Annotated in this window: 9 protein-coding genes; 2 read left to right on the top strand and 7 right to left on the bottom strand. The window is 61.6% G+C overall.

Features of this window, described 5'->3' with window-relative positions:
• Nucleotides 1–76: 76 nt before the first annotated feature.
• The 5 genes from ACW9HW_RS16675 to ACW9HW_RS16655 form a co-directional block, all read right to left on the bottom strand.
• Nucleotides 77–694 carry a DNA-3-methyladenine glycosylase family protein gene (locus ACW9HW_RS16675; RefSeq protein WP_457400866.1) on the bottom strand — a complete coding sequence of 206 codons (618 nt, stop codon included), beginning with the start codon at nt 692–694 and terminating at the stop codon, nt 77–79.
• A gap of 4 nt (nt 695–698) precedes the next feature.
• Nucleotides 699–1,511, bottom strand: a complete 813-nt coding sequence (locus ACW9HW_RS16670) for an isocitrate lyase/PEP mutase family protein (protein WP_457400865.1) — start codon at nt 1,509–1,511, stop codon at nt 699–701.
• Between the two features lie 32 nt (nt 1,512–1,543).
• Nucleotides 1,544–2,626: a bifunctional transcriptional activator/DNA repair enzyme AdaA gene (locus tag ACW9HW_RS16665; protein ID WP_457400864.1), complete on the bottom strand. Its 1,083-nt coding sequence runs from the start codon at nt 2,624–2,626 to the stop codon at nt 1,544–1,546.
• Nucleotides 2,627–2,814: 188 nt separating this feature from the next.
• On the bottom strand, nt 2,815–3,435 hold the full coding sequence (locus tag ACW9HW_RS16660) for a LysE family translocator (RefSeq protein ID WP_457400862.1): 621 nt from the start codon (nt 3,433–3,435) through the stop codon (nt 2,815–2,817).
• Nucleotides 3,436–3,526: 91 nt separating this feature from the next.
• Nucleotides 3,527–4,423, bottom strand: a complete 897-nt coding sequence (locus ACW9HW_RS16655; RefSeq protein ID WP_457400860.1) for a DMT family transporter — start codon at nt 4,421–4,423, stop codon at nt 3,527–3,529.
• Between the two features lie 89 nt (nt 4,424–4,512).
• Between ACW9HW_RS16655 and ACW9HW_RS16650 the strand changes: the two genes are divergently transcribed.
• Both ACW9HW_RS16650 and ACW9HW_RS16645 read left to right on the top strand, forming a co-directional pair.
• Nucleotides 4,513–5,844: an aminotransferase-like domain-containing protein gene (locus ACW9HW_RS16650; protein ID WP_457400859.1), complete on the top strand. Its 1,332-nt coding sequence runs from the start codon at nt 4,513–4,515 to the stop codon at nt 5,842–5,844.
• 88 nt (nt 5,845–5,932) lie between these two features.
• Complete coding sequence (locus ACW9HW_RS16645) at nt 5,933–6,520, top strand: LysE family translocator (protein WP_457400857.1); 588 nt, start codon at nt 5,933–5,935, stop codon at nt 6,518–6,520.
• A gap of 174 nt (nt 6,521–6,694) precedes the next feature.
• On the opposite strand, the gene ACW9HW_RS16640 is transcribed toward ACW9HW_RS16645, so the two are convergent.
• Together ACW9HW_RS16640 and ACW9HW_RS16635 are read right to left on the bottom strand one after the other, a co-directional pair.
• Nucleotides 6,695–7,534 (bottom strand): AraC family transcriptional regulator, encoded by an 840-nt coding sequence (locus tag ACW9HW_RS16640; RefSeq protein ID WP_457400856.1) that lies wholly within the window; start codon nt 7,532–7,534, stop codon nt 6,695–6,697.
• A gap of 33 nt (nt 7,535–7,567) precedes the next feature.
• Nucleotides 7,568–8,071 carry a VOC family protein gene (locus tag ACW9HW_RS16635; RefSeq protein WP_095194961.1) on the bottom strand — a complete coding sequence of 168 codons (504 nt, stop codon included), beginning with the start codon at nt 8,069–8,071 and terminating at the stop codon, nt 7,568–7,570.
• Nucleotides 8,072–8,316 lie beyond the last annotated feature (245 nt).

Raw genomic sequence — 8,316 nt, 5'->3', positions numbered from 1 at the left:
GCTCGCTCCCACATTGGTCCTGCGTACACAGGTCGAATGTGAGAGCGAGCCTGCTCGCGAAGAACGATAACGCGGTCTATCGGGTAGGCACTCGCCACAAATACCAGGAAGCCACCGTCCGATACGGGCTCCATTCCAACCCGATCTCGATCATTTGCTTGCGCGTCGGCTGCACCTCCAGCCCCTTGAGTCGCCGGTAACCCTCGCGCACGCCGAAGTCATCGGCCGGCAAAACGTCCGGTCGTTCCAGGCTGTAGATCAACAACATCTCCACGGTCCAGCGCCCCACGCCGCGCAGGGTGATCAGGCGCTCGATCAGTGCTTCATCATCCATCGCCAGCGCGGTGGCGTAATCCGGCACCACGCCGTCCAGCGTCGCCTGGGCGATGCCCTGAATGGTGGCGATCTTGCTGGCGGAAAACCCGCAACTGCGCAGTTGATCGAAATCCGTGGCGACGATCTGTTCGGGCCTGGGAAACGAAACCGACGGGAACAACGCCAGCAGCCGCCCGACAATCGCATCGCCCGCCTTGGCGTGCAGTTGCTGGTAGGCAATCGCCCGGACCAGCGATTCATAAGGATCGCGTGCGGCATGGGGTTGATGCAGGCACGGGCCGACCACGGCGATGTGCTGATGCCAGTCATCATCGAGTGACGATAAAAACTCAGTGGCTGGCTGGTAGCGGTCGCGCATGGGCTCAGGCTTTCCCGGACGGTTTCAACAGCGCGTTGATTTCGCCATAGGTCAACGCCTTGATGTCGTGGCTGTCGAGTTTGCCGTTCTGCAGAAAGCTTTTGGTCAGTGACGCCATGGCGCCGTAGAGAAACTCGGCGATGCCCGAGCCGGCGCTCAGGCGACGCACGCCGAGTCCTTGCAACGCTTCAGGCGACGGCAGGCCGGGTAACCCCAGCACATTCAACGGCAGTGGTGTGCCCTGGCACAGCGCTTTGATCTCATAATCCGACGTGACACCCGCCGCGAACAAGCCGTTGGCACCGGCTGCTTGATACAGCGCGGCGCGCTGGAGGGTTTCTGCCACGCGATCTTCGGCGGGAACCAGGCCTCGCAGGTACACATCAGTGCGCGCATTGATAAACAGATTCACATGACGCCGAACGGCGACCTCGCGGGCGGTTTCGATCTTGCGGGCGAGTAGTTCGGGTGATGAGGCACCGTCCTCGATATTGATCCCCACCGCACCGGCGGCAATAACCGCGTCTACCACCTGGGCAACCCGATCCAGGTCGTCGGAGTAACCGGCCTCGATGTCCACGGTCAACGGCACCGAGATCACCCGTGCAATGGATTCGACCGTCGATACCAGGCGTTCAAGGGGCAGGGTGTTGCCATCCGGGTAACCATGGACCCAGGCCACCGCCGCGCTGCTGGTGGCCACCGCCTTGTTGCCCAGTTGCTCCACCAACCGCGCCCCGGCGGCGTCGGCGACGTTGGTGAGGAACAGCAGACCGTCCTGATGCAGTTGATGAAATTGAGTGTCGAGCCTGTCCATCGAATTTCCTTCCTTATGAAAAACACAGGGGATCAGAGTGCGAGTTGTTCGGTGAGCTGTATCGCAGCGTTTTCCAGCCTGAGCAGGAACGCCTTGCGCGGTTGGCCTCCAGCGTAGCCTGTCAGCGAACCGTCGGCACCGATCACGCGATGGCAGGGCACCACAATCGAGAGGCGGTTGTGACCGTTGGCCAGGCCCACTGCGCGACTGGCGCCGGGCTTGCCCAGAAGGGTGGCGATAGCGCCGTAGGTGGTGGTCTGGCCGTAGGGGATTTTTGCCAGCGCGGCCCAGACCTGGCGGGAGAACTCGCTGCCGGGCATGTGCAAGGCAACGTTGAACTCGGTGCGACTGCCCGCAAAATACTCAGCCAGCTGTTGTTCGATGTGCTGCAAATGCGCGTTATGCCCCGGCGCCACGGCGTAACCGAACCGGTTTTGCAGGGCTTCGACTTCCCGGGTCAATGACGCCTGATCGAGGAATTCCAGCAACACCAACCCACGCCGTTCGGCCATGGCGATCATCGGCCCCAGAGGTGTGGTCAGCCGGGTGAACAGCAAGGGTTCGCTGTTGGTGGCACAACCGGGGGTGATGTGGAAGGATTTCTGGAACGCATCGCGGAAACCGCTCAGGGATTCGTAGCCCGAGTCGAATGCCGCGCTGTCGATGGAATCGCCCTGCTTTATTCCGCCCAATGCCATGCCCAGGCGCCGGGTGCGCAGCCAGGCATGAAAAGTCATGCCGAAATACTGCTTGAACCAGCGGCGCAACTTCAGCGGCTCGATGCCTTCGGCCAGCAACTGGGCGTCAGTCCAGCGCTGCTCGGGGTTGGCGTCCACCGCTTTGAGCAGCTTCTGCACCCAGTCCGGGGCGGTGGCTGCGGCATTCAACGGTTTGCAGCGCAGGCAGGCGCGGTAGCCGGCGGACAGACATTCATCGGCGTGGGCGAAGAACTCGACGTTCTCGGGCTTGGGCTTGCGCGCCTTACAGCCGGGACGGCAAAAGATCCCGGTGGTTTTCACCGCAGTGAAAAACACCCCCTCGTAGGCGGTGTCGCGCTCGAGCATGGCGCGAACCATCTCGGCGTGGGGCGGAAGCTGCGTGTGTTGTAGGTTCATGGACGCAGCATAGAACGGGGCAGGGGCAGCCTCCACCGGAAAATCGACAGGGAATTTTGTTCATTCGCCATGAGATCAATGCCCCTGTGGGAGCGAGCCTGCTCGCGAAAGAGTAGTGTAAACCACTGAAGGGTTGGTTGGACAATCGCTTTCGAAAGAAGTCCCGCTCCCGCAGTTGGTTTCATGTTTCAGGTGCGCCGTGCCATCAGCAACACCGAGGCGGCGGCTGATAGAAGCCCCGCGCAGCAGCGGTTGAACATCCGCTTGCCCGACGGCTTGGCGAACCAGCGGCGCATGTGCAGGCCCATGTAGGCGTAGGCGGCGATGGCGACCCATTCGAGCGCCAGGAACAGCGCGCCCAGCACCGCGAATTGCGGCGTGATGGCGCGGCTCGAGTCGACGAACTGCGGCAGGAACGCGGTGAAGATCAGGATCGCTTTCGGGTTGCCCGCCGCCACCAGAAATTCCTGCCGGGCCAGCGCCAGCATGCCCACGGGTGCACCGGTCACGGTGCTTTCCATCCCGGGGTCGGCACGCCACAGTTGCCAGGCGAGATAGAACAGGTACGCCGCTCCGAGGATCTTGATCGCGTAGAACAACAACTCCGAGGTTTGCAGCACCACCGCCAGGCCCGCCGAGGCAAGGGCGATCATCCCGGCGAACGCCAGCAAACGGCCCATCCCCGCCACACAGGCGATGCGGTAGCCGTAGCGGGTGGAGTTGCTGACCGACAGCAGGTTGTTCGGGCCTGGCGCCATGTTCAGGGCGAAGCAGGCCGGAAGGAAGAGTGTGAGGGTGGCGAGGTCCATGGGCGGGCTCCTGTAACGAGTGCCCTGTTTTTATCACGAGAGGCGGTTGGACTGCCCCGTACAGTCATGACGGCAAGCGCCATAGCAGTGGCTAACGAGCGAATTTTTTCGCCCCGGCCACGCACAGAATCACCGCCACGGTCACCCCGAGCATGCCGATGCTCACCTGCTCGTGCAGCAAGGTCGCCGCCAGGGCCAGGCCAAAAAACGGTTGCAGCAATTGCAGTTGGCCGACTGCGGCGATTCCGCCTTGGGCCAGCCCGCGATACCAGAACACGAAACCGATCAGCATGCTGAACAGCGACACGTAGGCCAGGCTGAACCAGGCGGGTGTGCTGATGCCGCTGAACGACGCTGGCAGCCGCCACCAGGTCAGTGCCGCCATGACCGGTAACGCCAGCACCAGCGCCCAGGAAATCACCTGCCAGCCGCCAAGCGTGCGGGACAGCTTGGCCCCTTCGGCATACCCCAAGCCACAGGCCAGGATCGCCAACAGCATCAGGATGTCGCCCTGGGGTGAGGCGGTCAGGCCTTGGGCCACGGCGAAACCGACCACCAGCAGACTGCCCAGCACCGAGAAGATCCAGAACACCGGGCGGGGGCGTTCACCACCACGCAAAACACCGAATACTGCGGTCGCGAGCGGCAGCAGGCCGACGAACACAATGGAATGAGCAGAGGTCACGTACTGCAGCGCCAGCGCGGTCAGCAGTGGAAACCCCACCACCACGCCCAGGGCGACGATGGCCAGGGGCACCAGTTGATGGCGTGCGGGACGTTTTTCCTTGAACGCCAGAAGCAGACACAGGGCCAGAATCGCGGCGATCGTCGCGCGGGCCACCGTGAGGAATACCGGGTCGAATTCCAGTACCGCCACCCGTGTCGCCGGCAGTGAGCCGCTGAAAATCACCACACCGATCAGGCCATTGATCCAGCCGCTTGCATTGCTGTCCAGCGCCCGGTTTTGCAGGTTCGACGTCCGTTCCATTTCGCTCACACTCATTGTTGGCTTGCATGAAACCCATCCTATGGCTGACTATCGATACAATCAAAAAATTGTCATGGATACATCTCGACATGCCGCGCTCCCGCTACAAGTCTCTCGTAGATGCCTTTGCTGCCGACATCCGTTCAGGGCGTTTGCCGCCCGGTACACGCTTGCCGACGCATCGGCAACTTGCCACCGAGCATGGCCTGGCACTGGTCACTGCCAGCCGGGTGTACGCCGAGCTTGAAAGCATGGGCCTGATCAGCGGCGAAACCGGACGCGGGACCTTTGTCAGGGAGACAGCGTTGCCACCTGGGCAAGGCATTTCGCAGTCCGTGGTGGCAGCGGGGATGATTGACCTCAACTTCAACTACCCGTCGTTGCCCGGTCAGGCGGATCTGTTGCGCACGGCCTTGCGCCAACTCGCGCTGTCCGGCGACCTCGAAGCCCTGCTGCGTTACCAGCCCCACGCGGGGCGCATGCATGAGCGGGCCTCGGTCGCGCGCCATCTTGCCGATCGCGGCCTGAACGTGCCGGCCGAGCAGGTGTTGATCGTCAGTGGTGCGCAGCATGGCCTGGCGGTGGTGATGATGACGCTGCTCAAACCCGGCGATGTCATCGCCGCCGATGCCTTGACCTATCCCGGTTTCAAGACCCTGGCCGAAACGCTGCACCTTGAAGTCTTGCCGATTCCGGTCACCGACAAGGGGCCGGATTTGCCGGCCCTGGAAAAGCTCTGCCGCAATCGACCGGTGCGGGCCGTCTATTCGATGCCGACCTTGCATAACCCGCTGGGCTGGGTCATGGACGCCGATCAGCGCGAGCGCTTGGTGGCGATGGCGCGCCAGCATGACCTGACGATCATCGAGGACGCGGCCTACGCATTCCTGGCGGAAAACGCGCCGCCACCCCTGGCGGAAATGGCACCGGAAAGAACGGTCTACGTGTCCGGTTTATCGAAGAATGTCGCCACTGGCCTGCGTGTCGGTTTCGTGGCCGCGCCCGCGCAATGGATCGCGGGATTCGAACGCACGATCATGGCAACCACCTGGAACACCCCCGGTGTGATGACGGCCATTGCCACGGCCTGGCTCGACGACGGCACCGTGACCAGGCTGGAGGGGCAAAAGCGTGCGGACGCACGAGCCCGGCAAGCCTTGGCGCAGGAGGTGCTGGCGGGACTCAGGACGATCAGCCATCCCTCTTCGTACTTCATCTGGCTGCCATTGGCCGAAGACGCCCGGGCCGACCAGATCGCCATGGCGCTGATGCGCGAGCAGGTGTCGGTGTCGCCTGCCGAACCCTTTGCGATAACCCCCCATGTGCCGCACGCGATTCGCTTGGCGCTGGGCTCGGTGGACATGGACTCGCTGCGCGAAGCCTTGGTGAAAGTGAAACGGGTGGTGGGCTATCACGCGTAGTGGTCTCGCAGGGCAGTTTTCTTCAATACGCACGCCAAGGGGCTCATTACCTTGAGGCCTGGTTCAACTGACAGGAAGAAGGTGTGCGATGAGTCTGATGATGTCCATGGCGGCGTTTGCGTTGGCCGCTTCGATAACGCCAGGGCCGGTGAATATCGTGGCGTTGAGTTCGGGGGCGCGCTTCGGCTTTCGCGCCAGTCAGCGGCATGTGGCGGGGGCGACGCTGGGTTTTGTGTTGCTGCTGGTGCTGATGGGGCTGGGGTTGCATGAGTTGTTGCTGCTGTGGCCGGCCATGACTCAGGTGGTGCAGTGGGCCGGCGTGGCGTTCCTGTTGTACATGGCGTTCAAGCTGGCGGCCGACAACGGGCAACTTGAGGCGAAAGAGGCGGGCCGTGCGCCGTCGATGCTGTACGGGGCCGTCATGCAATGGCTCAACCCCAAAGCCTGGCTGGCCTGCGTGGCCGGCATGGGCGCGTTTGTCGCCGATGGTGAGGCGCGGTTGGTGTGGCGGTTCGCGGCGGTGTACCTGGTGATCTGCTACCTGTCGGTCGGTTGCTGGGCATATGCCGGGACGTTTTTGCGCGGCTACCTGAACAACCCGGCGGGGATGCGCTGGTTCAATCGGGTAATGGCGCTGATGTTGGCGGTGAGTGCGGTGTATTTACTGCTGCCGTAGACATCGACAAGCAGGCTTTTTGTGGCGAGGGAGCTTGCTCCCGCTGGGCTGCGAAGCGGCCCCGACATTCCTTCAGACAGACCTTGCATGCAGGTCTTGCGACGGCTTCGCCGCCGAGCGGGAGCAAGCTCCCTCGCCACAAAAGCCCGTGTGAGCAAGTTCCGGCGAGTGGGATCACCCCCGATACTGTCCCGGCGTCGCCGCCAGATGCTGCTTGAACGCCCGTTGAAAATGCGCCTGATCGGCAAATCCCGCTTCCAGCGCGACGTCGGCGATCAGCTTGCCGTTGCGCAGTTGATCCCGGGCGAACTGGATGCGGCGGTTGACCAGGAAGGCGTGAGGCGTCATGCCGTAATGCTGCTTGAAGGCGCGGATCAGGTAGGACGGCGACAATTGTGCCGCTTCGCAAATGTCTTCGAGCTTGAGCATTTGCGTGCAGTGTTCACGGATGAATTCGGCGGCGCGTTCCAGCTTGAAGTTGGGTTCGCGCAACGGCTGATCGACCGGGTTCAGCCTTAGCTGCACCTCGGTGAAAAACTCCACCGCCGCACTGTGTTTATGCAAAACGTCCTGCTGCGGATCGACCAACACCTCATACAAATCCTTCAAACCCTCAAACAGGTCGACATCCGGCGTATGGGTGACGCTGAAGCGGCGAAACGCCAGGTCGTCGCTGAAGCCGAGCTGATGCTGCAGGTCGGTGAGCCACGGGGTATCGACATACAGCATCAGGTAGGACCAGGGCTGGTCATTGATGGGGTTGCAGGCGTGAACATCACCAGGGTTCATCAGCACCACGGTGCCGGTACTGACCTCGAATCGTGATTGCTCGTGAACATAGGTACTGCGTCCGGCGGTGATGGCACCGATGGAAAAATGCTCGTGGGAATGCCGCGTGTAACAGACCTCGCGTCCGTCGGCGATGGCGCGTGCCTCGATAAAGGGCAGGGCATCATCGCGCCAGAAGCGTGGAGCCTTGTCCGGGTCCTTGGGCCTGGGCTTGGAGAACGTCATGGTCAATCCTCGGCAGATCAGCCCCGGAGTGTATTAGCTCTCGCCATCAAAGGCTCGTCGCAGCTCGGCGATATTCAATTTTTTCATCTGCATCATTGCCGCCATGGCGCGTTGGGATTTGGTTGTGTCAGGGTCTTTAAGCATCTCCATCATCGCCACCGGCACGATCTGCCACGACACGCCGAATTTGTCCTTGAGCCAGCCGCACTGCTGTGCCTCCACCGGTCCGCCGGCGGACAACCTGCCCCAGAAGTGATCGACTTCTTCCTGGGTCTGGCAATTGACCTGAAACGAGATCGCCTCATTGAACTTGAAGTTCGGGCCACCGTTAAGGCCAGTGAAACTGTGCCCGTCGAGTTCGAAACTGACCGTCAGCACCGAGCCTTCCTCGTGACCATGGATTTCCTGGCCGGCCTTGCCGTAGTGAGTGATGGCGGTGATTTTTGCGTGATCGAAGATCGCACAGTAGAACTTCGCAGCCTCTTCGGCCTGACCGTCGAACCAGAGGCAGGGTGTGAGTTTTTGAACGTGTAGCATGGCGGGTCTCCCTGGCAGGTTTTTGCATGCTGGATTATCAGCGTAGCCAGCCTGTGCTTGTCTGGTTGTGCCGTAGATCGACAAGTGCGCCAGCGGAGTGCTGTGAAAATAGTCAGTTCGACTACCTGTTGAGTCATACAGACTATTTTGATCGTGAGTCGTTATGACACCTTTGTTCTCAAGGGACTGATTCATAAGGGGTAAAAATCTGGCACGAGACTTGATACATCCAACGTGCAACTGAA

This window comes from Pseudomonas sp. SDO5532_S415 (assembly GCF_054071155.1).
Note: the sequence above shows the minus strand (reverse complement) of the source record. Positions and strands in the feature narration are given on the sequence as shown.

Bases quoted from the DNA above. Each gene is read 5' to 3' on its own strand.
- ACW9HW_RS16660 (WP_457400862.1), bottom strand. From the start codon at position 3,435: ATGGACCTCGCCACCCTCACACTCTTCCTTCCGGCCTGCTTCGCCCTG.
- ACW9HW_RS16635 (WP_095194961.1), bottom strand. From the start codon at position 8,071: ATGCTACACGTTCAAAAACTCACACCCTGCCTCTGGTTCGACGGTCAG.
- ACW9HW_RS16650 (WP_457400859.1), top strand. From the start codon at position 4,513: ATGCCGCGCTCCCGCTACAAGTCTCTCGTAGATGCCTTTGCTGCCGAC.
- ACW9HW_RS16655 (WP_457400860.1), bottom strand. From the start codon at position 4,423: ATGGAACGGACGTCGAACCTGCAAAACCGGGCGCTGGACAGCAATGCA.
- ACW9HW_RS16640 (WP_457400856.1), bottom strand. From the start codon at position 7,534: ATGACGTTCTCCAAGCCCAGGCCCAAGGACCCGGACAAGGCTCCACGC.
- ACW9HW_RS16665 (WP_457400864.1), bottom strand. From the start codon at position 2,626: ATGAACCTACAACACACGCAGCTTCCGCCCCACGCCGAGATGGTTCGC.
- ACW9HW_RS16645 (WP_457400857.1), top strand. From the start codon at position 5,933: ATGAGTCTGATGATGTCCATGGCGGCGTTTGCGTTGGCCGCTTCGATA.
- ACW9HW_RS16675 (WP_457400866.1), bottom strand. From the start codon at position 694: ATGCGCGACCGCTACCAGCCAGCCACTGAGTTTTTATCGTCACTCGAT.
- ACW9HW_RS16670 (WP_457400865.1), bottom strand. From the start codon at position 1,511: ATGGACAGGCTCGACACTCAATTTCATCAACTGCATCAGGACGGTCTG.